The following is a 23,467-nucleotide window of genomic DNA, read 5'->3' as shown; positions in this document are numbered from 1 at the left end:
CAGGTGTGACGCGGCCTTTTCCGGGAACCCCCGCGCATCCGCGGGTGGGGAGTTTGGACGGTGCATGATCGGGCACCCGGGCGGTATGGAGCCTGACCAGACCCGGATCGTGCCGTACGAGGACGGGCCGCTGATCGTGCGCGGCGACTTCGTGCTGGAGACGCCCGACGGCGAGCGGATCGACCCGGGCCGCCGCACGGTGGCGCTGTGCCGGTGCGGCAAGTCGGCCGTGAAGCCGTTCTGCGACGGCACCCACAAGGCGATCGGGTTCAAGGCGGGCACCCAGCGCGAGGGCTGAGGCGCCCGCCCCCGGCGTCAGCGCAGGGAGCTGCGGCCCTCGGCCCAGGCCTCCAGCACGCCGGTGGCCCACAGCCCGTCGACGGCCAGCGCGCACCGCGCCCCGAACAGCACGTCGCCGGCCAGCTCCGGCTCGGCGGCCGCGAACGAGCCGCACAGGTCGTGGGCCGCGATCTGCTCGTGGACGGCGTCGGCCTCGACGTGCTCGTCGTAGAAGCGCGCGGCGTCGGCGTCGCCGCCGAGCCGGCGCAGCCCGTTGGCGTAGGCGCGGTTGGGCAGCGACGACGTCATCTCGAACGCGGCGAGCTGGCCCAGCAGGGCGCCGCGCAGCCGGCGGTGCAGCCCGAACAGCGCCATGACGTTGTTCGTGGCGAGCGTCGGGGCGGGCACCGCGTCGACGTACGCGCCGTAGGTGGTGTCCAGGCCGAACCACCGCATGGTCCGCGTGAACAGCTCCTGGTGCATCCGGTCGGTGCGGCCGCCGCCGTACTCGTCGATCTGGATCTCGATCAGGGCCGCCTTGGCGCGGCCCGACAGCCGCGGGATGGCGAAGGTGTGCGGGTCGGCCTCGCGCAGGTGGTAGACGCTGCGGTGGGTGACGAACTCGCGGAACTGCTCGTGGGTGGCGCGGCCGCGCAGGTAGCCGGACAGCGACGGCGAGTCGTCCGCGGCGACCACGGCGGCGAGCCCGGCCGGGACGTCGCGGGGCTGCACCGGCCGCACCGGGCCGGCGAGCGCGCGCAGGGCGGCCTCGAACGGCCGTTCGGCGGCGGCCCGGAAGCGCAGCAGCTCGGGGTCCCACTCGCGGCCGTCGGGCACGTCGTCCCAGCCGCGGAAGTGCAGTTCGTAGCAGACGAACAGGCTGAGCTGGAGATCCTCGTCGGCGAGCGGGTCGGCGCCGGAGAAGTCCGCCGCGGGCAGGGCGCGGCCGTCGTGCGCGAGGGCGTCGATGAGGGCGGACGAGACTGGGCCGCGGGCCACCGGCAGCTTCATGTCGCGCCGATTTCCCCGGTGATCAGGAAGTAAACAGCTCCGCGAGCGCGTGGGTGATCGCCGCGTCGGTCCGGATCAGCGCCTCGCGGACCTCCGCGGCCCCGCCCCGCACCCCCGCCAGGTCGCCGGCGCCGGCCCGCCGCTCCAGCTCGGCGCAGGCCGCGGCCAGGCCGGTGGCGCCGGCGTTGCCCGCGGCGCCCTTCAGCGCGTGCGCCCGGGCGGCGACGGCCTCCGCGTCGCCCGCCTCGACCGCGGCCGTCAGGGCCTCGGCCAGGCCCGGGGCGCGGTCGGCGAACGAGCGCAGCATGCGCGCCACGAACGCCACGTCGGCCGGGTCCTCCACCAGGTCGACGATCCGCTCGCGGATCGACGCCAGCTCGGTCACGGCACCGGGACGGTGGCCAGGATCGGCTCGGCGAGCTGCCCCATCCGCCGGTAGTTGGCGAGCCGGTCGAGCAGCACGGCCGTCACGACGACGCCCCGGCCCACCAGCACCGGACCGTTGAGCGCCAGTACGTCCTCCACGATGCGCATGCCGGGGACGATCTCCGCCAGCGGGTACGCCCGGATGGTCCCCTGCGTCGCCTCCAGCTGCCGCACGTTGCGCAGCGCGTCGAGCACCCGCACGTCGTGCCGGCCGTCGCGCTCCAGCACCGCGATCGCGCTGGCCGTGCCGACGCCGCGGCCCTCCATCGTCTCCACGTCCACGGCCGCGCGCAGCACGTCCACGCCGACGGCGACCCGCGGCGCCGCCCCGTGCGGGGCCCGCCCGGAGCCGAGCCCGCGGACGATGGCGAGCACGTCCTCCAGCATCGGCACGTCGCCCAGCAGCCGCACCGCGACGCCCGGCATGCCGTCGATCATGCGCTGCTCGTCGCCGGTGAGCGGCAGCCCCCGGTCGAGCTTCTGCAGCAGGCCCTGCGGCAGCGTCACCGTGCCGAGCTGCGACGCCATCGCGGCGACCTCGATCTCCCACGCGTCGCCCAGGCCCAGCTCGGCGACGACCGCGGCGACCAGGCCGCGGATGCGACCGGCCCGGGCGAACGCCTGCGGGCTGGCCAGCTCCAGGCAGCCGAAGATCGCCTGCAGGCTGGCCTTCAGCGTCTTGTCGAGCACCTCGCGCTGGACGACCGCCTGCTGGTGCCGCTCGACGGCCTGACGCACGATGCTGCGCAGCTGGGCGGTCGGCGACGGCTTGCGGACGAACCGGAACACCTGGCCGTCGTTGATGGCGGCGATCGCGGCGGCCACGTCGGCCTGGGCGGTGTGCAGCACCCGGACGGTGTCCGGCCAGCGCAGGCTCATCTCGCCGAGCAGCTCGATGCCGTCCATGTGCGGCATCCGCATGTCGCAGACGACCGCGGCGAACGGGCCCTCGCGCTCCAGCACCCGCAGCGCGTCGACGCCGTCGACGGCGGGCACGGTGCGGAACTCGCGCAGCTGGTGCGCCAGCGTCTCCAGCACCTCCGGCTCGTCGTCCACGACGAGCACGGCGGGCGCGTCCGGGGCGGGGCCGCCGGCCCGGCGGAACAGTTCGTTGTCAGCCATCGCCCCCCTGTTCGACGGCGGACGCCGCCCGCTGAGGGCACCCGGCAAGCGGGCTGCAAGCGGGCGGCAAGGGCCGGGGCGCAGTGTCGGACCGTCCGCACCACCCGACCCAGGAGGCACCCCATGCACCCCATCCTCGTCCAGGAGCAGCTCCGGCTGCGGCACGACGACCTGCTGCGCGAGGCCGCGGCGTACCGGGCCGGCGTCCACGCGGGCGCGCCCGCCGGCCGGCACCGGCGCCCGCGCCGCGCGGCCCGGACCCCGAGACCCGGGCGCGGCAGCTGACGCGCGGGGTGCGCCCGGCTCTGGACCGGCTCAGGACGGGCGCACCCCGCGCACCACCCACGCCCGGGCGGTCAGGGCGATCGAGCCGTCCGCCGCCACCGGCAGCCGGGCCGCCACCCGGTCGCGCAGGGCGGCCCGGCCGGCCGGGCTCAGCCCCGCCACGTAGGCGGGCGCCGGGCCCTGGCCGCCGAGGAACGGCCGCCAGTAGTCGGCCACGTCCGCGAACGGCGTCGGCGCCACGATCTCGCCGGTGGTGACGCCGGTCAGGCCCGCCCCCGTGAACAGCGCGTGCAGCGGCTCCGGGCGGCACAGCGGGAACCGGCGCACCTCGTCGCGGTCGGCGACGCCCGGGTCCAGCTCGACCGCCGCCGCCCAGAAGTGCGCCAGCATCTGCATCCCGCCGGCGTAGTCCCACAGGTACGCGGCGACCGTGCCGCCCGGCGCGACCACCCGGGCCAGCTCGGCCGCGGCCCGCTCGGGCTCCGGCACGAAGTTCAGCGCCAGCCCGCTGACCACCGCGTCGAACCGGGCGGCCGGGAACGGCAGGGCGCGCGCGTCGGCCGCCACCCGCAGCGCGCGGGCGTCGGCGTCGCGCAGGAAGGCCGCCGACGGGTCCACGCCGGCCACCCGGCCGGGCCGGGCGAGCCCGAGCACCGCCGCGGTGAGCGCGCCGGTGCCGCACCCCACGTCCAGCCACGCCGCGCCCGGCGGCACCCGCAGACCCCGCACGAACGGCGCCGCGACCACCCGGCTCCAGCGCCCGATGTACGCCTCGTAGGCGGCGCCCCGCGCCCACATCTCCACCATGGTGGTGACGCTACGGCCCGCGGCGCGTTAGCCCGCCGCCCGCCCGGGCATCGCAGTGTCCTCACCGTCGTCGACCGGGGAGGCGATCTCATGCAGGGGCGGGTGCCGGTGCGCGCCGGGGAGCTGCACTACGCGGACGCCGGCTCCGGGCCGCCCGTGGTGCTGCTGCACGGCGGGCTGCTCGACCTGACGATGTGGGACGAGCTGGCCGAGGAGCTGGCCCCCGCGTACCGGGTGATCCGCTACGACGCCCGGTCGCAGGGCCGGTCCAGCACCGCCACCGGCGACTACCGCCACGACGACGACCTCGCCGACCTGCTCGCCGCGCTCGGGGTGCGCCGGGCCGCGCTCGTCGGGCTGTCGCTGGGCGCGCGGATCGCCCTGGACCTGGCGGTGCGCCGGCCCGGTCTGGTGTGGGCGCTGGTGGCGTCGGCGCCGGGCATCAGCGGGATGGAGTTCCGCGACCCGTACATCGCGCGGTGCTCGCGCCGGCAGGCCGCGGCGGCCGCGGCCGGCGACGCCGACGGGTTCGTGGAGGCCTTCCTGCGCGCCTGGGTGGACGGGCCGCGGCGGGCGCCCCACGAGGTCGCCCCGGCGGTGCGGGACCGCTGCCGGGCGATGGCGGCGGCGAACGTCGCCCGGCACGCGGGCGCGACCGGGCAGTGGCTGCAGCGGCACGCCATCGACAAGCTGGAGGCCGTGCGGGCGCCCACCCTGGCGATCGCCGGCGACGCGGACTCCCCCGACATCCTCGGCGCCGCCACGCTCGTCGGCGCCGAGGTGCCGGGCGCGCGCCGCCTGGAGCTGCCCGGCGCCGGGCACATGCTCAACCTGGAGGCGCCGGCGGCGTTCCGCGACGCGGTCCTCGACCACCTGGACCGGGCCGCCGGCCGGGCCTGAGTTGCAGTTCCCGGCTTCGGCCGCTGACCGCCCGATCCGCGTTCTAGCGTGACTCCCATGACCGAAGACACCTGGGCGCCGCTCGCGCTGACCACCAACGTCTCCCTGCCGCCGGACGCCGACCCGGGCGAGGTCGCGCAGGCCCTGGCCGACGCCCTCCCCGACACGTCGTGGGAGATGTGGGCCGAGATCGCCGCCATCGAGGAGGCGCAGCAGACCATCGTGCCGGCGCCGACGACGTACGTCGCGCAGCTGCACGTGGGCCGCAGCCTCCAGCACCCCGACGTCGAGTCGCTCGTGTCGATCATCGCCCGGTCCTGGGAGGACCAGATGCACGACATGTTCGGCGACGACGCGATGATCGGCGTCGTCGAGGCCATGGCCGTCGAGGACGCCCCTGAGATGGCGGGCGCGGGCATCCGGCGCACCTCCGGCCACTGACGGGACACCGGCGCCGGCGCGCGCCGGCGCCCACCGAAAACGCGATAGGTTCCGCCCACGGCGATCGACGACAATGACGCCGTGGGCGAAACCGTCGAGGTGGGGCTGCTCGGACCCGTCGAACTGCGCCGGTCCGGCGCCGCCGTGCCGCTGACCGGCGTGCCGCAGCGCGTCGTCCTGGCCCGGCTCGCGCTCGCCCGCGGCCGGGTCGTGCCGGTCGCCGACCTCGTCGACGCCCTGTGGGGCGACGACCCGCCGGACAACGCCGTCGGCAACCTGCACAGCTACGTGTCCCGCCTGCGGCGCGCCGCCGGGCCGGACGCGATCCGCCGCGAGCCCGCCGGGTACCGGCTCGACCTGCCCGCCGACGCCGTCGACGTGGCCCGCGCCGAGGAGCTGGCCGCCGCCGCCCGCGAGCAGGAGCCGGCCGCCGCCGCCCGCACCCTCGGCGCCGCCCTGGCGCTGTGGCGCGGGGCGCCGCTGGCCGACGTGGCCGACCGGCTCACCTTCGCGCCCGACGTCGCCCGCCTCACCGAGTGGCGGGCGCAGCTGAGCGAGGAGTGCCACGAGGCGCGCCTGGCCGCCGGCGACGCCGCCGGGGTGCTGCCCGAGCTGGAGGAGGCGGCCGCCGCGGCGCCGCTGCGCGAGGCCCCGCACCTGCTGCTCATGCGCGCCCTGCACGGCACCGGCCGCACCGCGCAGGCGCTGGCGGTCGCGCGGGCGTACCGGGAGCGGGTCGTCGAGGGCCACGGCGTCGACCCCGGGCCCGCGTTCGAGGACCTGCACCGGCGCATCCTGGCCGACGACGCCTCGCTGCGGCCCGCCCGCACCGCGCACCGGCGCACTCCGGCCAACCGGTTCGTCGGCCGCGCCGCCGAGCTGGCCGCCCTGCGCGACGCCGTGCGGGCCGGCCCGGTGGTGACCGTCGTGGGGCCGGGCGGGGTCGGCAAGACCCGGCTGACCTGGGAGCTGCTCGACGAGCAGGCCGCCGCCGGCGGCGAGCCCGCCCTCGTCGTGGAGCTGGCCGAACTGTCGGTGCCCGGGGACGTGGCCGTCGCCGTCGCCGCCGCGCTGGGCCTGCGGGCCGCGCCGCGCGGCGGGGCGGCCGCCGTGACCGAGCGCCTCGGCACCGACGACGCCCTGCTCGTGCTGGACAACTGCGAGCACCTGCTGGACGCGGTCGCCGACCTGGTCGCCGCCGTCCTCGCCCGGTGCCCGCGGGTGCGGGTGCTGTGCACGTCCCGGCAGCCGCTGGGGGTGCCCGGCGAGCGGGTGCTGCGCCTGGGCCCGCTGCCCGAGGCCGAGCGCGTCGAGCTGTTCTGCGACCGGGCCGCGCTGCTGCGCGCCGACTTCGCCGCCACCGACCCGGTTCTCGGCCTGGCCGGCGACGTCTGCCGCCTGCTCGACGGTCTGCCGCTCGCCGTCGAGCTGGCGGCCCGCCGGGAGGCCGTGTTCGGGCTGCCGCAGCTGCGCGACCGGCTGTCCGCCGGGCTGGCCGTGCTCGACCCGGCGCGCGGCGGCACCCGCACCAACGCGGTGTCGGCCACCGTCGAGTGGTCGTACCGGCTGCTGGACCCGGCGGCGCAGGCGCTGCTGGACCGGCTCGCGGTCTGCCGGGGCGGCTTCGGCCTGGACGGGCTCGCCCACCTGGCCGACGACGGCGACGGCGCCGCCCTGCTCGCCGAGCTGGTGGACGCGTCGCTGGTGCTGCGCGACCCGCGGGCCGACCCGCCGCGCTACCGGCTGCTGGAGACCGTGCGCCACGTCGGGCTGGCGCACCTCGGCGCCGCCGGCGAGGAGGCCGCCCGGGAGGCGCACGCGGGGTGGCTGCTCGCCCACGTCACCGGCCTGGTCGAGCACAAGGTGCGGCGCGACGCCGACGTCAGCGCCGCCCTGCGCCGCGAGATGGCCAACCTGCAGGAGGCGCTGGGCTGGCTGACCGCGGCCGGCCGGCGGGCGGAGACGGCGCGGCTCGCCGCCCTGACGGCTGTCCTGGTCGGCGACGACCCGCACCCCGGGCTGGTGGCCCAGCTGCGCCGCCTGCCCGAGCCCGCCGGGCCGGGCGAGACGGAGGGGCTGCTGGCGCTCGCCGCCGGCGCCGGGCACTTCATCGGCGGCGGCATGGCCGAGGCCGACCGGCTGCTCACCGTCGCGCTCGACACCCTGGCCGACGACCACCCGCTGCGCTGGGCGGTGCTGCTCAACCGCTGCTCCAACGCCATGTTCACCGGCCGCGTCGAGGCCGTGCAGGCCGACGGCCGGGCCGTGGCGGAGCTGCGGCGGGCGCCGTCGTGGGCCGCCGCGATGGGGGTGTGCTGCGCGGCGCTGACGGACGCCTACGCCGGGCGGCCCGACGCCGCGCAGGCGTGGCTGACCCGGTACGCCCCGCAGATCGCCGCCGCCGAGCACGTCGACGGCTTCGTGCCGTTCACCCGGGCCGAGCTGGCGGCCGCCACCGACCCGGCGCGGGCCCTCGCCGAGTACGACCGGGCGCTGGCCGACAGCGCGCGCATCGGGCAGACGTACTTCCAGATCATCACCGGCATCGGCCGGGCCGCCGTGCTGATCCGGCTCGGCCGGCACCCGGAGGCCGTGGCGGCCTGCCGCGAGCTGATCGCCGGGCTGCGCCGCACCGGCATGACCGCGCAGACGTGGACCACCCTGCGGCTGACCGCCGAGCTGCTCGGCGGCCTCGGCGATGCGGGCGCCGCGGCGGCCGTGCTGGCGGCGGGCGAGGCCGACCCGCTGGCCCCGGCCGTGTACGGCCCCGACGCCGAGCGGCACGCCCGGCTGCGCGCCGCCGCGCTCGTGCCCGCCGACGCCCCGGCCGGGCTGGCGCAGACCGTCGCGTACGCGCTTGCCGCCCTCGACCGGCACGGGTAAGCGGCGGGCAAGGGACCGGCAAGCGGCCGGGCGCACCGTCGTGGGCATGACGAACACCACCGCAGTGCAGAACCCGATCGACGAGGCCCGCGTGGAGGCCTTCGCCGGTCAGCTGATCACCGACCTCGCCGGTGCCGCCACGACGCTGATGACCGTCCTCGGCGACCGGCTCGGGCTGTTCGCCGCGATGACCGGCGCCGGCCCGCTCACCCCCGAGGCCCTGTCCTGGGGCACCGGCCTCAACCCGCGCCTGGTCACCGAGTGGCTGGCCGCGCAGACCGTCAACGGCCACGTCGTGCACGACCCGGCCCGCGGCACCTACGAGCTGCCCATGGAGCACGCCCTGGCGCTGTCCGTGGTGGACTCGCCGGCCTACGTGGTGGGCGCGGCGGAGATCATCACCGGGCAGTTCCAGACGCTCGACCGGCTGGAGCGCGCGTTCCGCGGCGACGGCGGCGTCGAGTACGGCGACTACCCGGCCGGGCTGTTCCACGGCATCGAGCGGTTCTTCCGCACCGCCTACGTCAACGAGCTGGCCAAGACCTGGTTCCCCGCCGTGCCCGGCCTGGTCGGCAAGCTGGAGGCGGGCGCCCGCGTCGCCGACGTCGGCTGCGGCCACGGCGTCGCCACCCGGCTCGTCGGCGAGCTGTGGCCGGCGTCCACGGTGGTCGGCTTCGACCGGCACGAGGCGTCCGTGGCGGTCGCCCGGGCCAAGGCCGTCGAGGCGGGCGCGGGCGGCAACGTGTCGTTCCGCGTCGCCGACGCCACCGCGTTCGGGCCCGGGCCGTTCGACGTGGTCGTCTTCTTCGACGCCCTGCACGACCTCGGCGACCCGCCGGCGGCGCTGCGCCGGGCGTACGAGACGCTCACCCCCGGCGGCATCGTCGTCGCCGTCGAGCCCGGCTCGACCGACAACCTCACCGACGGCATCGGCGACCCCGTCGCCCGCCTCAACTGGGCGGCCTCCACCGCCCTGTGCACGCCGGGCTCGCTGAGCCAGCCCGGCGCGTACGGCCTCGGCACCCAGGGCGGCCCCGCCAAGCGGATCGACCTGCTGACCGCGGCCGGCTTCACCGACGCCCGGCTCGCCGCCGACACCGGGTTCAACCTCGTCCTGACGGCCGTCAAGGCGTAGGCGACAATCGATCGCATGACCATCACCCGGGAAGACCTGGGCACGACGGCCGCGGGCGCCGTCGAGCGGTACACGCTCGACGACGGCCGCGGCCTCGCCGTGCGCGTGCTCACCTACGGGGCGATCGTGCAGTCGCTCACCGTCGGCGACGGCACCGACGTCGTGCTCGGCTTCGACACCGCCGACGAGTACGCCGCCAACCCCGGCCCGTACTTCGGCGCGGTCGTCGGCCGGTACGCCAACCGCATCGCCCGCGGCCGGTTCACCCTCGACGGCACCCCGTACGAGGTGCCCGTCAACAACGGCCCGAACAGCCTGCACGGCGGCGAGACCGGCTTCGACAAGGCGGTGTGGACGGCCACCACGGACGGCGACACCCTCGAACTGCGCCACGTCAGCCCCGACGGCGACCAGGGCTACCCCGGCGAGCTGACGGCCACGGTCCGCTACACCGTCGCCGGCGGCGCCGTGCGCATCGACTACCACGCCGTCACCACCGCCCCGACGGTGTGCAACCTGACCAACCACACGTACTTCAACCTGGCCGGCGGCGGGTCGATCATGGACCACACGCTGCGGCTGGCCGCGTCGGCGTTCACGCCCGTCGACGACACGGCCATCCCCACCGGCGAGCTCGCGCCCGTGGCCGGCACGCCGTTCGACTTCCGCGCGGCCACCGCCGTCGGCGCGCGCATCCGCACCGGCACCACCCAGGTGCTGCGCGGCCAGGGCTACGACCACAACTGGGTGCTCGACGGCACCGGCCTGCGCCCCGTCGCCTGGGTGACCGACCCGGCCAGCGGCCGCTCCCTGACCGTGCACACCACCGAGCCGGGCGTGCAGTTCTACTCCGGCAACTTCCTCGACGGCACGTTCGCCGGCAAGGGCGGCCGGGTGTACCGGCAGGGCGACGGCCTGGCCCTGGAGACCCAGCACTTCCCCGACTCCCCGAACCACCCGCGGTTCCCGTCCACGGTGCTGCGCCCCGGCGAGGAGTACCGCTCCACGACGGTGTGGGAGTTCGGCGTCTAGCGCAGGTTCGCGTACGCCCACGCCGCCAGCGTCGTCGGCGTGGTCGTCAGCGCGGTGCGCGGCTGCTCCGGCACGAAGCCGTCGCGCAGCCCCCGCGTCATGGCGGTGACGGCGTCGGCGGCGCCCGCCGGAAATCCGGCGGCGATCATGCCCGCGCGGGCCTCCTCGTCGCTGATCCGGCGCACCGCCACCGGCCGGCCCAGCACGCCCGTCAGCACCTCGGCGACCTCGTGCCAGGTCAGGTCGGCCGGGCCGTGCACGGCCTGCACCACCCGCCCGGACCAGCCGGCCGCGAGCAGCCGGGCCGCGGCGACGTCGCCGATGTCGCGCGGGTCCACCCACGGCGCCGGGGCGGCCGGGTCGGCGGCGGTCACCAGCTCGCCCGCGGCGATGCCCGGCGCGTCCAGCAGCAGGTTCGTGAAGAAGTAGCCGCAGCGCAGGTGCAGCACCGCCGCGCCGGTCGCGTCGAGGCTCGCCTCGATGTCGCCGAGGGCGTCGACGATGCCGGCGCCGTTCCGCAGCTCCGCGCCGACGCTGCTCTGGAACACGACGTGCCCGATGCCGTTGGCGCGCACCGCCGCGGCCGCCGAGCGGCCCAGCGCCCGCATCGGCGCGGCCGGGTCGTCCGCCGTCAGGTCCTCGGGGGCCACCAGGAACAGCACGTCCGCGCCCGCCGTCGCCGCGCGCACGTAGTCCGGGTCGGCCAGGTCGCCCTCGCGCACGTCGGCCAGCTCACGGGTGGTGTCGTCCAGCCGGCCCGCGTCGCGCAGCAGCAGCCGGGGGCGCACCCCGGCCTGCAGCAGCAGCCGGGTGACACGGGAGCCGACGTGGCCGGTGGGGGTCGTGACGGCGATCTCCATGCCCGACATGTCTACCAGGTCGCTACGGTGCCACCATGCCCGTCTCGCCCTACGTCGCGAACCTGCGCGCCCACGTCGGCCACGACCTGCTGCTCCTGCCCGGCGTCAGCGGGGTCGTGCGCGACGACGCCGGCCGGGTGCTGCTCGCCCGCCGCACCGACAACGGCCAGTGGTCCGTGCCCGCCGGCGCGATCGACCCCGGCGAGCAGCCGGCCGACGCCGTCGTCCGCGAGGTGTACGAGGAGACGGGCGTGCACGTGGCCGTCGAGGGCGTCGGCGGCGTCGCCACCCACCGCGTCGAGTACCCGAACGGCGACGTGTGCGAGTACCTGAACGTGTGGTTCCGCTGCCGGCCCGTCGGCGGGGCGCCCCGCGCCGACGGCGACGAGACCCTCGCGGCCGGCTGGTTCGCCCCCGGCGAGCTGCCCGAGCTGACCGAGTGGTCGCGGCTGCGCATCGCCACCACCCTCGCGCCGGACGCGCCGGCGTGGCACGCCGCGCCCGGCGCCGGCCATCCGGCCCTGCTCGACCCCACGGCCCTCTGACCGGCTCAGGGTCATCCCCCTCTGCCGAAAGTCGCAGTCCCTAGGGGCCGAATCCTCTCCGCAGCCGATGTGCGGGCTTGCGCGGGCGGCGAACAATCGCATCTGTCGCCGGCCGTCCCGGCGATCGACGGATTCGGGGAAGAGGCGACGATGACGATCGAGGACGAGAACCGGCCGGCCCGCCGGCGGGTCACGCTGACCGGGATCAGCTCCCGGGCCTGGGAGCACCCCGCCGACCGCGGCGCGCTGACCGCCCTGCGGGAGCTGCGCGGCTTCGACGACCTGGTGAAGGCGTTCTTCGGCATGTGGAACGAGCGGGGGTTCCGCCTGTCGTACCTGGCCGGCGCCATCCGCGTCGACCACCGGCAGTACCCGCGGGTGTACCAGCGCTGGGCCGAGGCCGGCCAGACCCTCGACGTGGCCGAGCTGCCCGAGCTGTTCGTCACCCAGAACCCCATGATCACCGGCTCGGCGATCGGCATGGACCGCCCGTTCGTGGTGGTCAGCACCGGCGCCGTCGAGAAGCTCGACGACGACGAGCTGCGCGTGCTGCTCGGCCACGAACTCGGCCACGTCCGCAGCGGCCACGCCGTCTACAAGACGATCATGACGATCCTCACCCGCTGGGTGCAGAACGTCAGCTGGCTGCCCATCGGCGCCATCGCCCTGCGCGCCATCATCGCCGCCATGTACGAGTGGTGGCGCAAGGCCGAGCTGTCCGCCGACCGCGCCGGCCTGCTCGCCGGCCAGGACCCGGCGGCCTCGCTGCGCCTGCTCATGAAGATCGCCGGCGGCGGCGACCTCACCCAGATCGACACGGCCGCCTTCCTGGAGCAGGCCGCCGAGTACCGCGGCGGCGGCGACCTGCGCGACAGCATCCACAAGATCGGCATGACGGCGTGGAGCAGCCACCCCGTCCCGGTGGCCCGCGCCGCCGAGCTCCAGCAGTGGGTCGACTCCGGCGCCTACGCCGCGATCGTCGCCGGCGACTACCCCCGCCGCGACGACGACCGCGACGCCCGCGTCACCGACGACATCAAGGCGGCCGCCTCGTCGTACCGCGAGGCCTTCGAGAACAGCCAGGACCCCCTGGTCAGCCTCGTGCGCCGGGTCACCGGCGGCGCCGCCGACCTCGGCGGATGGGCCGGCACCCAGGCCGGCAAGGCCCGCGCCTGGGCCAGCACGGCGGGCGAGGCGGCGGCCCGCGCGGCCCGCGGCCAGCAGCCGCCGCCCCCGCCCCCGCCGGCCGACGAGAACCCCTCGCACAACTGACCGACAGTGATACGCGAACGGCGGGAGTTCTTACTCCCGCCGTTTCGCATCATCTAGTACCGCCCCGCCGGTCCGAGTGCATAATGGCAAGTGGCCATGTGGCGCACGGAGCGCTGGCACTTCACTTTGCGCCAATTCACTCATCCGCCGGACATAGCCCAAGCACAAAAGCGTGCCGCACAATCAGATTCACGCCCAGTTGAAAGGGCTCGGATCATGAGCGGCGACCCCACCCCCGGCACCCGTTCTGCCTCGCCTGCCAGGCATGCCCTTCTGTGGGCCAGCGCGGCGGCGCTCCTCGTTGTGGCCGTCGCGATCACCGGAGTTGCGCTCGTAGCCGCTGTCGGGAGCCGGGGTGATGATGCCAGCTGGACACGCTGGAGTCAGGTCGGAGAGGCGTTCGGTGCAGTCAACTCGGCCGTAGCCGGGATGGCACTCGCCGCTGTGGTCATCACCTTCCTGACCCAGTACCGAGAATTGCGCGCTCAACGGGAAGAACTCGTCCTGCAAAGACGCACGCTGGAGAAGGCGGAGTCCGCGTTGCGGCGAAGCGCTGAGGTGGATCTCCGCAATCTGCACGTCGATCTGATACGCATGGCCATCGATGATCCCGTTCTCGCCGCGACCTGGCCGAAGCACCCTGGAATGGACGCCCAGACCCAACGGCAGCACCTCTACGTCAACTTGATTCTCCAAAACGCCTGGCTTCATCACACACTTGGCCTGTCGACGAAGGCGGAATTGCAGAACAGTCTGCGCCACCTCTTTACGAGCCCGGCTGTCCGCGAGTACTGGGCCGCCACCGCCCCTTCACGCGCAAATACCTATGTGGCTGGAAGCGAGGAAGCCACTTTGGCAGCAGCAGCGGACGAGATTTTCCGTGAGTACGAGGCGGTGCTACTGAGCGCGGACGACCGATCGCACCCCACTGCGGGCGGCGGACGTCCGGCCCGACGCCATCGGGAAGCCGGCCATGGCCAGGACTTGACCGCGGCCTGACGCCGGCTCAAGCGTCAGGAATGTCACCCTTCGCCGACAGCAACGTCTGCCTGGAGATCACGACAATGCGTTCGTATGCCGCCAGCCCGGCGTCTGAGGGGAGCGTGGACCTCAATTCGAGCGTGCGGTCGGTGCCGATGACGGCGAAGTTGCCGTCCTCCAGTTCGAAGATGTCCGGGCAGGTGCAGTCCGTCACGCTGCCACGGGACGAAGGCGGCACGCCGAGTCGCCTCGTGATGGGCGTGGAGGGCAGCGGCCCGCCAGCGAGCTGCGCGGACGCGGGCGAAACGGTCACGTCATCAGGCACGCGCGCATTTGTACCGCTCCCCGCGCTGCGGCTCCGGCAGGCTCGCCGGAGGCTAGTCCGGAGGCCTGCGTACGGGTTCGACGAGCATCGGGTCGGCGGCTCGGGTACGCGGGCTCAGTCGCGCACCCGCCGCCGCACGCCAGAGTCTGCGCCGTGGACAACGCCACGCATGCGCGCACCACGACCGCCTTGCACCTCCGGGCCGTCGCCTCGTTCGCCGTCTCGGTGACCGCCGTCGGCATCGCCGTCGCCTACCTGCCCGTGTCCGGCTGGATCCGCGCGTTCCCCGCCCTGGGCCTGCTGTACGTCGTCACGTCGTCGTTCACGCTGGCCTAGTGCGTGCGCGACCGCCAGGACAAGGGCGGCGTGGTGCGCGGCGTCGACCAGGCGCAGATGGAGAAGCTGCTCGCCGACCACGACCCGTTCGAGGCGGCGGTCTGAGCGGCCGCACTAGGTTGGCCCCCGTGGAGGACGAGATCTGGGATGTGGCCGTCGTCGGGGCCGGGCCGGCGGGGCTGGCGGCGGCGAGCCGGGCGGCGGCCGCCGGGGCGCGGACCGTGGTGCTGGAGCGGGGGCGGCACCCGCGGTACAAGACGTGCGGCGGCGGGCTGATCGGGGTGTCCCGGGCGGCCGCCGCCGGGCTCGGCGTGGACCTGGGCGCGGTCGCGCGCGACACCGTGGACGCCGTCACGTTCACCCGCGACGGGCGGTCGGAGTTCACCCGGCGCGCCGGGGCGCCGATCCTCGCCATGGTGCGCCGCGACGAGTTCGACGACGCGCTGCGCGGCCTGGCCGAGCGGGCCGGGGCGGTGCTGCGCCAGGACACCGCGGTGCGCGGGGTGGAGCAGGACGCGGACGCCGCGACGGCGCGGCTGGCGGACGGGTCGCGGGTGCGGGCCCGGGTGCTGGTGGGCGCGGACGGCTCGGCCGGGGTGACGGCGCGGGCGGTCGGGGTGGCGTGCGAGCAGGTCGACCTGGGGCTCGAGGTGGAGCTGCCGGTCGGGGCGCAGCTGCAACAGCGGTGGCGGGGCCGGGTGCTGCTCGACTGGGGACCGATCCCCGGCTCGTACGGCTGGGTGTTCCCGAAGGGCGACCGGCTGACGGTCGGGGTCATCGCGGCGCGGGGGCAGGGGGCGGCGACGCGGGCCTACCTGACGGCGTTCGTGGAGCGGCTGGGCCTGGCCGGCATCGAGCCGGTGGAGGACTCGGGGCACCTGACGCGGTGCCGGGCGCCGGGGTCGCCGGTGCGGTCGGGGCGGCTGCTGGTGGCCGGCGACGCGGCGGGGCTGCTGGAGCCGTGGACGCGCGAGGGCATCAGTTTCGCGCTGCGGTCCGGGGCCGCCGCGGGCGACGCCGCCGCCGCGGCCGCCACGGCGGGCGACCCGGCGCTGCTGGCCGGGTACGAGGCCGAGCTGGCCCGCGAGCTGCTGCCGGAGATGGCGGCGGGGGCGCGGCTGCTGGAGGCGTTCGCGGCCAGCCCGCGGGCGCTGCACCTGGCGTTCGCGTCGCGGCCGGGCTGGCGGGCGTTCGCCCGGTTCTGCGCCGGTGACCTGACGCTGGCGCGGGTGTGGCGGCGCCGGCCGGTGCGGCTGCTGGTGGCGGCGGTCGCCGCGCGGGGGCGCCGCCGCTGAGCGCGGGTCAGTCCGGGCCGTGCACCGTCGCGGCGGTGGTCAGGCCGGTGATCTCCAGGACCCGGGTGATGACGGAGCCGGGCACGGCGACGATCTCCAGCCCGCCCGGCACCTGGGCGAACAGGGCGGCGACGCCGGCGCTGTCGAGGAACCGGGTGGCGGTCAGGTCGGCGACGACGGGCCGGGCGCCGGCGGCCGCGCCGGCGAGCGCGTCCCGCAGCCGCGGGGCGGTCTCCATGTCCACGTCGCCGGTGACGACGACCCGGCCGGGTGTCACCTCGACGGAGAAGTCAGGCGTCATCGGCGAGCTCCTTCACCAGCCGGACCGTGGTGCCTCCGGGACCGGAGCGCACCTCCGTCTCGTCCATCAACGCCTCCATCATCAGCCGGCCGCGCCCGCGGCCGGGCAGGCCGGGCGGCTGGTCGGCGGGCGGCTGGATCCACGCGCCGGTGTCGCGCACGACGGCCTCCAGGCGGGACCCGCGCCGGGTGAGGGTCAGCTCGACCCGGCCCGCCGGGTCGAAACGGTAGCCGTGCTCGATGGCGTTCGCGCAGGCCTCCCCACGGCGATGAGCACCGCCTCGGCGTCGTCGTCGGCCACGCCGGCCGCCGCGAGCCACGCCAGGGCCGCGCGGCGCAGGCTCTTCAGCTCACCGGGGACGGCGGGGATGGCGCGGGTGAACGGTGCAGCCGGTTCCTCGTGCCGGTACGCGAGCAGCGCCAGGTCGTCGTCGTGGCCGTGGCCGCCGAGGGTGTCGCCCACGACGCCGTCGACGAGGGCGGCCGGCGGGCGGTCCCGGTGCGCGGCGACGGCCGCGGCCGCCCGGGCGATGCCGTGGTCGATCATCTCGCCGCGCCGCTCGACCAGGCCGTCGGTGTAGAGCAGCAGACTGGAGCCGCCGCGCAGCCGGACGGTCGCCTCGGGCCGGCCCGGCACGGTGATCGTCGCCAGCGGCACGGAGCGGGCGTCGTCGAGCAGGTCGCGGGCGCCGTCGGCGTGCACCACGATGCCGGGCGGGTGCCCGGCGGCGGAGTACCGCACGTCACCGGTGTGCCGGTCGACGATGGCGCAGAACACGGTGGTGGCGCTCGCGCCGGGGATGCGCCTGGCGAAGCCGTCGAGCGCGTCCAGCACCTCGCCCGGGCCCTTGGCCTGCAGCAGCAGGGCACGGCAGGCGCTGCGCAGCTGGCCCATCACCGCCGCGGCGGGCAGGCCCCGGCCGACGCAGTCGCCGACGACGACGGCCACGCAGCCGCCGTCGGAGCCGGGCAGCTCGACGACGTCGTACCAGTCGCCGCCGACCTCCAGCGGCTGCACGGCGGGCTCGTAGCGGGCCGCGAAGCCGGGCGGCAGCTCGGCGGGCCCGAGGATCGACCGCTGGAGGGTGAGCGCGACGGTGCGCTGCAGGTCGGCCGCCTTGGCCCGCTGCAGCGCGTGCGAGACGGTGCCGCACATGGTCAGGAACTGCGCCCGGTCGGCGGGCCCGACGACCCGCGGCGGGTCGAACTCCAGCCACACGGCGGCGCGCGGCACGCCGGAGTCGACGACGGCGCCCAGGCCGCGGACCGGGCCGCCCGGCTCCTCCTGCGCGTACACGTCGTGCCCGCCCGGGCCCTCCAGCAACCCGGCCAGGTCGCCGGCGTACGGCTCGGCGCCCGCCAGCACGACCGGCCCGGCCGGGCCGTGGGCCACGACGGCGGCCCGCCGCGCGCCCAGCGCCCGGCCCAGCTCGGCCAGCCCGGCCGCGTACACGCCGCTGACGTCGGCGGCCTCGGCGAGGCTGGTGGACAGCCGGGTCAGCGCGTCTTGCCGCTCGGCGGCCCGCAGCTCGTCGGTGATGTCGCGCAGGGTCGCCACGTACGTGCGGCGGCCCGTCACCTCGTCAGGGATGGAGCTGTACACGGCCTCGACGTGCAGCGCGTGGCCGTCGGCGCGGCGCAGCGGGAAGCGGACGCGGCCGCTGGCGCCGGACAGCACCTGCCGCATGGCGGCCTCGGCGTGCTCCCAGCCCTGCGGGTCGGTGACCGGGTCGGGCCAGAACGGGTACGGCGGGCGCGCCGGCAGCGGCATGTCGGAGCCGACCAGCCGGCGGAACGCGTCGTTGGCCTCGATGAGCACGCCGGCGCCGTCGACGACGCAGAACGCCTCCTGCAGCGCGTCGGTGATCGCCACCCGCCACGCCGACTCGCGGGTGCGGTGCCGGGACAGCTCCAGGTTGGCCCGCACCCGGGCGAGCAGCTCGGCGGACGAGAACGGCTTGGTCAGGTAGTCGTCGGCGCCGCCGTCGAGGCCCTCCAGCGCGGCCTCCTCACCGGCCCGGCCGCTCAGCATGACGACGGGCACCAGCGCGGTGCGCGGGTCGGCCCGCAGCGCCTTGAGCAGCTCGAACCCGTCGACCTCGGGCATCATGACGTCGGTGAGCACCAGGTCGGGCCGCAGCGTCTCCAGCCGGCGCAGCGCCGCCCGGCCGTCCGGCTCGGTCAGCACCGTGTAGTGCGGCGCGAGCAGCCCGGCCAGGAACGCGCGCAGGTCGGCGTTGTCCTCCACGACCAGCACGGTGGGCGCCCCCGGCAGGTGGCCCCCGGGCCGCGGGGGCGCCTCGTCGGGCAGCCAGCGCAGCGACTCGGCGACGTAGCGGTCCACCGAGGACGGCTCCGCGTCGGCCGCCGGGCCGTCGGCGGGGTCGCCGTACGGCAGCCGCACGGTGAACGTCGAGCCCTCGTCGGGCGCCGAGCGCACCCCGACCGTGCCGCCGTGCAGGCCGGCCAGCTCGCTGATCAGCGCCAGGCCGATGCCGGCGCCCTCGTGCGAGCGGGCGGCGGCGCCGCGCACCCGGTGGAAGCGCTGGAACAGCAGCGGCTGCTCCTCCTCGGCGACGCCCGTGCCGGTGTCCTCGACGGCGAGCAGCGCGGCGTCGCCGTCGTCGCGCAGGGTCAGCCGGACCCGGCCGGTGAGGGTGTACTTGAGGGCGTTGGAGAGCAGGTTGGCGACGATCTTCTCCCACATGTCGCGGTCGACGTGGGCGGGGCGCGGCAGCGTCGGCGCGTCCACGTCGAAGGCGAGCCCGGCCCGGCTCATCCCGTACGCGAAGGACTCGGCCACGGTGCGGGTCAGCGCGGCCAGGTCGGTGGGCTGCCGCTCGGGGCGCAGCCGGCCGCCCTCGATGCGCACCACGTCGAGCAGGTTGTCGACGAGCCGGCGCAGCCGGCCGGCGTTGCGGCGGACCATCTCCAGCCGGTCGCGGTGCGCGACGGGCAGCGCCGGGTCGGCGAGCGTCTCCTCGACCGGCCCGGCGATCAGGGTGAGCGGGGTGCGCAGCTCGTGGCTGAGGTTGGCGAAGAACCGGGTCTTGGCCTCGTCGATGTCGGCGAGCGCGGCCGCCCGGTCCCGCTCGGCGGCGTAGGCCAGCGCGTCGGTCAGCGCCGTCGACACCCGGTCGGCGACCAGCTCGACGAAGACCCGGTACTGCTCGTCCAGGTCGAGGTACGGGTTGATCCCCGCGACGAGCACGCCGAGCGGCCGGTCGTCGCCGGTGACCCGCAGCGGCACCGCCACGGCGGAGACCACCGGCGCGGGGCCCAGCGGGCTGCCGCCGAACGAGCCGCCGGCCGCGGCGGTCAGCCGCTCGGGGCGCCCGGTCTCGGCGACCCGCCACACCTCGGGCGCGCCCGCGGTGGCGGTCACGGGCTCCGCCAGGGGGCTGCCGGGGGCGAGCCCGATCGACGCGACCGGTTCCAGCCGGTCCGCGGCGCCCGGCGCCCGCCCGCGCAGGTACGCCGCGACCACGGGCAGGTCGGCGCTGCTGCCGGCGAGGGAGCGCACCGCCGCGCGGCAGGCGTCGGCCACGGTGTCGGCGGCCGCGATGGACACGGTGCCGAGGACGCGCAGTGCCTCCATCCGCCGGTCGGCGAGCCGCTCGTCGGTCACCTCGGACGTCGCCACGAAGATCCCGGCGATCGAGCCGTCGGCGCCGCGGACCGGGCTGTAGGAGAACGTCCAGTACGTCTCCTCCAGGTAGCCGTGCCGGACGAGCAGGAGCAGCTGGTCGCGGGCGTAGGTGGCGGTGCCGGCCAGGGCGCTCTCGGCCTGCGGGCCGATGGCGTGCCAGATCTCCGCCCAGCAGTCGACCGCCCGCTGCCCGACCGCCGCCGGGTACTTGTCGCCGAGGAAGGCACGGTAGGGCTCGTTGAAGATCTGCACCAGGTCGGGGCCCCACCACAGCAGCATGGGGATCTCCGACGGCAGCACCGTCCGGATCGCCGCCCGCAGCTCCTCCGGCCAGCCCTCGACCGGCCCCAGCGGCGTCGCCGACCAGTCGGTCGCCCGCAGCGCGGCCCGGGTCTCGCCCGGGCCGGCGAACAGCGCTTCCACATCCCCCACCCGACCATGAAAACACCGGTGCCCCGGGGGCTGTCGAATCGACGCAAGATCGTGGTACCCGCACGGGGCAGGACTAGTTCGGCGGGGGCGGGGTAGTCGGCGCCGTGCGCCTGCGACGAAGTGACCCGAGCGCGCCGGGCTGGAGCCGGCGGCGCCGCGGCAAGGGGTTCAGCTACACCGACGAGACCGGCGCGCCGCTGACCCGCCCGGAGGACCTGGAGCGCTGCCGCGCCCTGGTCATCCCGCCCGCCTGGCGGGACGTGTGGATCTGCCCGGACGCGCGCGGCCACATCCAGGCCGTCGGCACCGACGCGGCCGGCCGGCGCCAGTACCGCTACCACGACGTGTGGCGGGCCAAGCGCGACGCGGCCAAGTTCGACCACGTCCTGGAGGTCGGCGAGGCGCTGCCCAAGGTGCGCGCCGTCGTCACCGAGCACCTGGGGCAGCGCGGCCTCACCCGGGACCGGGTGCTGGCCGCCGCGGTGCGCCTGCTCGACGTGGGTTGCTTCCGCATCGGCGGCGAGGAGTACGCCTCGGGCGACGACGCCACGTTCGGCCTGGCCACGCTGCGCCGCGAGCACGTCGCCCTGCCGCGCGGCACGGTGCGCTTCTGCTACCCGGCCAAGGGCGGCATCCAGCGCACCCTGGACGTGCGCGACGACGGGGTGCGCTCGGTGGTGCGGGCGCTGCTCGACCGCACCGACTCGCCGGAGCTGCTGGCGTACAAGGCGGGCGACGGCTACTGCGACGTCAAGAGCGCCGACATCAACGCGTACCTGCGCGAGGTCAGCGGCATCGACATCTCGGCGAAGGACTTCCGCACCTGGAACGGCACCGTGCTGGCCGCCGTGTGCCTGGCCGCCGAGGCGCTGGAGGGCGGCCGGCGGACCCGGACGGCCCAGCGGCGGGCCGTGGGCCGGGCCATGAAGGAGGTGTCCGAGTACCTCGGCAACACCCCGACGGTGGCGCGGGCGTCGTACGTGGACCCGCGCGTGATCGACCTGTTCGGCTCGGGCACCACGATCGCGCCGACGTTGGAGGAGCTGGGCGGCCCGCCCGAGCCGGCCGACGCGGCGGCGCAGGAGGCCGTCGAGGCGGCGGTGCTGGACCTGCTGCGCGCCTAGAGCGCGTACCCCCGCACGTGCGACACCACCAGGGCGGGCACGTGGCCGGCGGGGCCGGGCCTGTCGGGGAAGTCGAACACGCCCAGCACCAGCTGCACCGGGTAGTCGGGGGCCTGGCCGACCTCGCGCACCACCGCGCCGTCCACCGAGAACGTCAGCGACCCCGGGCGCCAGTCCACGGCGTAGGTGTGGAACTCGGCGACGTCGATGGGCAGCGGCTCGGCGGACCACTGCTCGGTCAGGGCCGGGTCGCGGAAGCGGTGCAGGCCGATGCCGACGTCCGCCGAGCCGGGGCGCACGGCGTCGCCGAACACCTCCATGACGCAGATCTCGGCCGACTGCTCCGGCGTCTCCTCGACGCCGGGCAGCCAGAACGCCACCATCGAGCGCGGGCTGATCTCGCCGCGCAGCCGCGCCTCCACGTGCCCGTAGCGCGGGGTGTAGCCGCGGAAGGCGGGTGTGCTCTCCCGGACGGTGAGGCCCTCGCGGAACGGCTGCTGGCCGTCCAGGTGCGCCGTCTGCACACAGGACGCCCGCAGCGGGCCGTCGTGCGTGTCCGCGCACCACAGGCCCTGCTCCGGCGGGATGGACAGCCGCAGCTCGCCGCCGCCGGCCGTCCACGTCGCCGCCGCGGCCGCGCGCGAGCTCCAGTGCGGCAGGTACGCCGGGAACCACACGGCCGGGTCGAGGCCGTCGCCGGTGAACCGCTCGTCGAGGTCGGATGCCGGTCCGGTGCTCATGGCGCCCAGCGTGCCACGCCGGCCGGACCCGCCGCGACCGCAAGATCATCGAAACTTAAGCAAGTAATCAGGACCGCCTTGATGACCCCGCCGCGCCGGGCCGGTGAGATGGACCGGTGCCCCGCCACCCCCTCCGTGCCGCCGCCGTCCTGTTCGCCCTCGCGCCGGTCACCGCCGCCTGCGCCGGATCCGGCGCCGCGCCGGCCGCCGCGCCGGCGGACCGGGTCCCGGTCGCCGTGACCTCGCCCGCGGCGCCCGCGCCGTCCGCGCCGGCCGCCTCGTCCGCCCCGGTCCTGATCCCGCCCGCCGCCGCGACGCGCCCGGCCACGGCCCGGCCGTCCCGGCCGCCCGCCCGGGACACCGATCCGCTCGCGGCGACCAGCGGCTTCTTCGTGGACCCGAACTCGGAGGCCGCGAAGTGGGTCCGCGCCAACGCCGGCGACCCGCGCGCGGCGAAGATCCGGGAGAACATCGCCACGCGGCCGGTCGCCAAGTGGTTCGGCGAGTGGTTCACCGACGTCGGCGCGTCGGTCGACAGGTACGTCGACGCCGCCGCGGCCGCCGGGAAGCTGCCGGTGCTGGTCGCGTACACGCTGCCCGGGCGCGACGCCTGCGGGGAGCACTCCGCCGGCGGGCAGAAGTCGCCCGCCGAGTACCGGGCGTGGATCTCCGCGTTCGCCCGCGCCGTCGGCGACCGGCCCGCCGTGGTGATCCTGGAGCCGGACTCCCTCGGCGACGTCGAGTGCCTGTCCGCCGCGCAGGTGGCCGAGCGCAACGGGCTGCTGCGGCACGCCATCGCCGAGCTGCGCGACCGGGCGCCCCGCGCGCGGACCTACCTGGACGCGGGCAACGTCAACTGGGGCGCCCCGGCGGCGATGGCGCAGCGGCTGCACGACGCGGGCGTGCGCGACATCCGCGGGTTCGCGCTCAACGTGTCGAACTTCCACCCGACCGCCGCGACCGTGGCGCACGCCGAGAAGATCAACGCGCAGCTGAAGCTCAAGGGCTACACCGCCGGGTTCGTCGTGGACACCAGCCGCAACGGCAACGGCCACGCCGGCAGCTGGTGCAACCCGCCGAAGCGCAAGCTCGGCACGCCGCCGCAGCGCGGCACCACCGGCGAGGACTACCGGCTGTGGGTCAAGACGCCCGGCATCTCGGACGGTCCCTGCGGCACGGCGCCCGGCCTGGCGTCCGGCACGTACAGCCCCGACCTGGCGGTGCGGCTGATCGACGGCAGCTGAGCGGGGGCGCGTCCCACGTGCGGGCGGATCGGGCGCGGAATCG

The 23,467-nt window shown here is 76.2% G+C and carries 24 protein-coding genes; 14 read left to right on the top strand and 10 right to left on the bottom strand.

Annotated elements, in window-relative coordinates; genetic code table 11:
* Positions 1-85: 85 nt before the first annotated feature.
* Complete coding sequence (locus tag Sya03_RS05970) at positions 86-298, top strand: CDGSH iron-sulfur domain-containing protein (protein WP_203937156.1); 213 nt, start codon at positions 86-88, stop codon at positions 296-298.
* 17 nt (positions 299-315) lie between these two features.
* On the opposite strand, the gene Sya03_RS05965 is transcribed toward Sya03_RS05970, so the two are convergent.
* Genes Sya03_RS05965 through Sya03_RS05955 form a run of 3 tightly spaced genes read right to left on the bottom strand, consistent with a single transcriptional unit; the run spans position 316 to position 2,838 of the window.
* On the bottom strand, positions 316-1,290 hold the full coding sequence (locus Sya03_RS05965; RefSeq protein WP_203937155.1) for an iron-containing redox enzyme family protein: 975 nt from the start codon (positions 1,288-1,290) through the stop codon (positions 316-318).
* Positions 1,291-1,312: 22 nt separating this feature from the next.
* Positions 1,313-1,675, bottom strand: coding sequence for an Hpt domain-containing protein (locus Sya03_RS05960; protein WP_203937154.1), 363 nt, complete (start codon positions 1,673-1,675; stop codon positions 1,313-1,315).
* Positions 1,672-2,838: a response regulator gene (locus Sya03_RS05955; protein ID WP_203937153.1), complete on the bottom strand. Its 1,167-nt coding sequence runs from the start codon at positions 2,836-2,838 to the stop codon at positions 1,672-1,674. Before Sya03_RS05955 ends, Sya03_RS05960 begins: the two co-directional genes overlap by 4 nt.
* Positions 2,839-2,961: 123 nt before the next feature.
* Here Sya03_RS05955 and Sya03_RS05950 point away from each other — a divergent pair, with 123 nt between their 5' ends.
* Positions 2,962-3,123, top strand: a complete 162-nt coding sequence (locus Sya03_RS05950) for a hypothetical protein (protein ID WP_203937152.1) — start codon at positions 2,962-2,964, stop codon at positions 3,121-3,123.
* A 30-nt stretch (positions 3,124-3,153) separates the two neighbouring features.
* Here the strand turns inward: Sya03_RS05950 and Sya03_RS05945 are convergent, their stop codons facing one another.
* Positions 3,154-3,930, bottom strand: a complete 777-nt coding sequence (locus Sya03_RS05945) for a class I SAM-dependent methyltransferase (RefSeq protein WP_239107142.1) — start codon at positions 3,928-3,930, stop codon at positions 3,154-3,156.
* 90 nt (positions 3,931-4,020) lie between these two features.
* Here Sya03_RS05945 and Sya03_RS05940 point away from each other — a divergent pair, with 90 nt between their 5' ends.
* From Sya03_RS05940 to Sya03_RS05920, 5 genes are all read left to right on the top strand, one after another.
* On the top strand, positions 4,021-4,830 hold the full coding sequence (locus Sya03_RS05940) for an alpha/beta fold hydrolase (RefSeq protein ID WP_203937151.1): 810 nt from the start codon (positions 4,021-4,023) through the stop codon (positions 4,828-4,830).
* A gap of 57 nt (positions 4,831-4,887) precedes the next feature.
* Complete coding sequence (locus Sya03_RS05935; protein WP_203937150.1) at positions 4,888-5,271, top strand: hypothetical protein; 384 nt, start codon at positions 4,888-4,890, stop codon at positions 5,269-5,271.
* 81 nt (positions 5,272-5,352) lie between these two features.
* On the top strand, positions 5,353-8,154 hold the full coding sequence (locus Sya03_RS05930; RefSeq protein ID WP_203937149.1) for an AfsR/SARP family transcriptional regulator: 2,802 nt from the start codon (positions 5,353-5,355) through the stop codon (positions 8,152-8,154).
* Between the two features lie 46 nt (positions 8,155-8,200).
* The gene (locus tag Sya03_RS05925) at positions 8,201-9,289 is read left to right on the top strand and encodes a class I SAM-dependent methyltransferase (RefSeq protein ID WP_203937148.1); all 1,089 of its coding nucleotides are present in this window, start codon (positions 8,201-8,203) and stop codon (positions 9,287-9,289) included.
* 15 nt (positions 9,290-9,304) lie between these two features.
* Positions 9,305-10,321 carry an aldose epimerase family protein gene (locus Sya03_RS05920; protein WP_203937147.1) on the top strand — a complete coding sequence of 339 codons (1,017 nt, stop codon included), beginning with the start codon at positions 9,305-9,307 and terminating at the stop codon, positions 10,319-10,321.
* Here Sya03_RS05920 and Sya03_RS05915 read toward each other — a convergent pair.
* Positions 10,318-11,181: an NmrA family NAD(P)-binding protein gene (locus Sya03_RS05915; RefSeq protein WP_203937146.1), complete on the bottom strand. Its 864-nt coding sequence runs from the start codon at positions 11,179-11,181 to the stop codon at positions 10,318-10,320. The two genes, Sya03_RS05920 and Sya03_RS05915, sit on opposite strands and share 4 nt — an antisense overlap.
* A 35-nt stretch (positions 11,182-11,216) precedes the next feature.
* Between Sya03_RS05915 and Sya03_RS05910 the strand changes: the two genes are divergently transcribed.
* The 3 genes from Sya03_RS05910 (at position 11,217) to Sya03_RS05900 (ending at position 13,997) form a co-directional block, all read left to right on the top strand.
* The gene (locus Sya03_RS05910; protein WP_203937145.1) at positions 11,217-11,726 is read left to right on the top strand and encodes an NUDIX hydrolase; all 510 of its coding nucleotides are present in this window, start codon (positions 11,217-11,219) and stop codon (positions 11,724-11,726) included.
* A 150-nt stretch (positions 11,727-11,876) separates the two neighbouring features.
* Positions 11,877-12,998, top strand: coding sequence for a M48 family metallopeptidase (locus Sya03_RS05905; protein WP_203937144.1), 1,122 nt, complete (start codon positions 11,877-11,879; stop codon positions 12,996-12,998).
* 216 nt (positions 12,999-13,214) lie between these two features.
* Positions 13,215-13,997 carry a DUF6082 family protein gene (locus tag Sya03_RS05900; RefSeq protein ID WP_203937143.1) on the top strand — a complete coding sequence of 261 codons (783 nt, stop codon included), beginning with the start codon at positions 13,215-13,217 and terminating at the stop codon, positions 13,995-13,997.
* A 7-nt stretch (positions 13,998-14,004) separates the two neighbouring features.
* Here the strand turns inward: Sya03_RS05900 and Sya03_RS30800 are convergent, their stop codons facing one another.
* Positions 14,005-14,304: a hypothetical protein gene (locus Sya03_RS30800; protein WP_239107141.1), complete on the bottom strand. Its 300-nt coding sequence runs from the start codon at positions 14,302-14,304 to the stop codon at positions 14,005-14,007.
* Positions 14,305-14,457: 153 nt separating this feature from the next.
* Here Sya03_RS30800 and Sya03_RS30795 point away from each other — a divergent pair, with 153 nt between their 5' ends.
* On the top strand, positions 14,458-14,640 hold the full coding sequence (locus Sya03_RS30795; RefSeq protein WP_239107140.1) for a YiaA/YiaB family inner membrane protein: 183 nt from the start codon (positions 14,458-14,460) through the stop codon (positions 14,638-14,640).
* A gap of 128 nt (positions 14,641-14,768) precedes the next feature.
* Positions 14,769-15,935 carry a geranylgeranyl reductase family protein gene (locus tag Sya03_RS05885; RefSeq protein ID WP_239107139.1) on the top strand — a complete coding sequence of 389 codons (1,167 nt, stop codon included), beginning with the start codon at positions 14,769-14,771 and terminating at the stop codon, positions 15,933-15,935.
* Positions 15,936-15,942: 7 nt separating this feature from the next.
* Here Sya03_RS05885 and Sya03_RS05880 read toward each other — a convergent pair whose 3' ends face one another.
* From Sya03_RS05880 to Sya03_RS05870, 3 genes are read right to left on the bottom strand one after another with little or no spacing between them, the layout of a single operon-like run.
* Positions 15,943-16,236 (bottom strand): STAS domain-containing protein, encoded by a 294-nt coding sequence (locus tag Sya03_RS05880; RefSeq protein WP_203937142.1) that lies wholly within the window; start codon positions 16,234-16,236, stop codon positions 15,943-15,945.
* Entirely contained in the window at positions 16,226-16,477 is a 252-nt protein-coding gene (locus Sya03_RS05875; protein WP_239107158.1) for an ATP-binding protein, read from the bottom strand. The genes Sya03_RS05880 and Sya03_RS05875 overlap by 11 nt, the downstream gene beginning before the upstream one ends.
* Entirely contained in the window at positions 16,432-20,316 is a 3,885-nt protein-coding gene (locus tag Sya03_RS05870; RefSeq protein ID WP_203937141.1) for a SpoIIE family protein phosphatase, read from the bottom strand. The genes Sya03_RS05875 and Sya03_RS05870 overlap by 46 nt, the downstream gene beginning before the upstream one ends.
* Before the next feature lie 104 nt (positions 20,317-20,420).
* Between Sya03_RS05870 and Sya03_RS05865 the strand changes: the two genes are divergently transcribed.
* Positions 20,421-21,440 (top strand): DNA topoisomerase IB, encoded by a 1,020-nt coding sequence (locus Sya03_RS05865; RefSeq protein ID WP_203937140.1) that lies wholly within the window; start codon positions 20,421-20,423, stop codon positions 21,438-21,440.
* On the opposite strand, the gene Sya03_RS05860 is transcribed toward Sya03_RS05865, so the two are convergent.
* Positions 21,437-22,180, bottom strand: a complete 744-nt coding sequence (locus Sya03_RS05860; RefSeq protein ID WP_203937139.1) for a glycoside hydrolase family 16 protein — start codon at positions 22,178-22,180, stop codon at positions 21,437-21,439. The genes Sya03_RS05865 and Sya03_RS05860 overlap by 4 nt on opposite strands.
* 116 nt (positions 22,181-22,296) lie before the next feature.
* Here Sya03_RS05860 and Sya03_RS05855 point away from each other — a divergent pair, with 116 nt between their 5' ends.
* Complete coding sequence (locus Sya03_RS05855; protein ID WP_203937138.1) at positions 22,297-23,424, top strand: glycoside hydrolase family 6 protein; 1,128 nt, start codon at positions 22,297-22,299, stop codon at positions 23,422-23,424.
* The last annotated feature ends 43 nt before the right edge of the window (positions 23,425-23,467 follow it).

Source organism: Spirilliplanes yamanashiensis, assembly GCF_016863475.1.
Taxonomy (GTDB): domain Bacteria; phylum Actinomycetota; class Actinomycetes; order Mycobacteriales; family Micromonosporaceae; genus Spirilliplanes; species Spirilliplanes yamanashiensis.
This window is presented reverse-complemented; position numbering and strand designations above follow the sequence as displayed.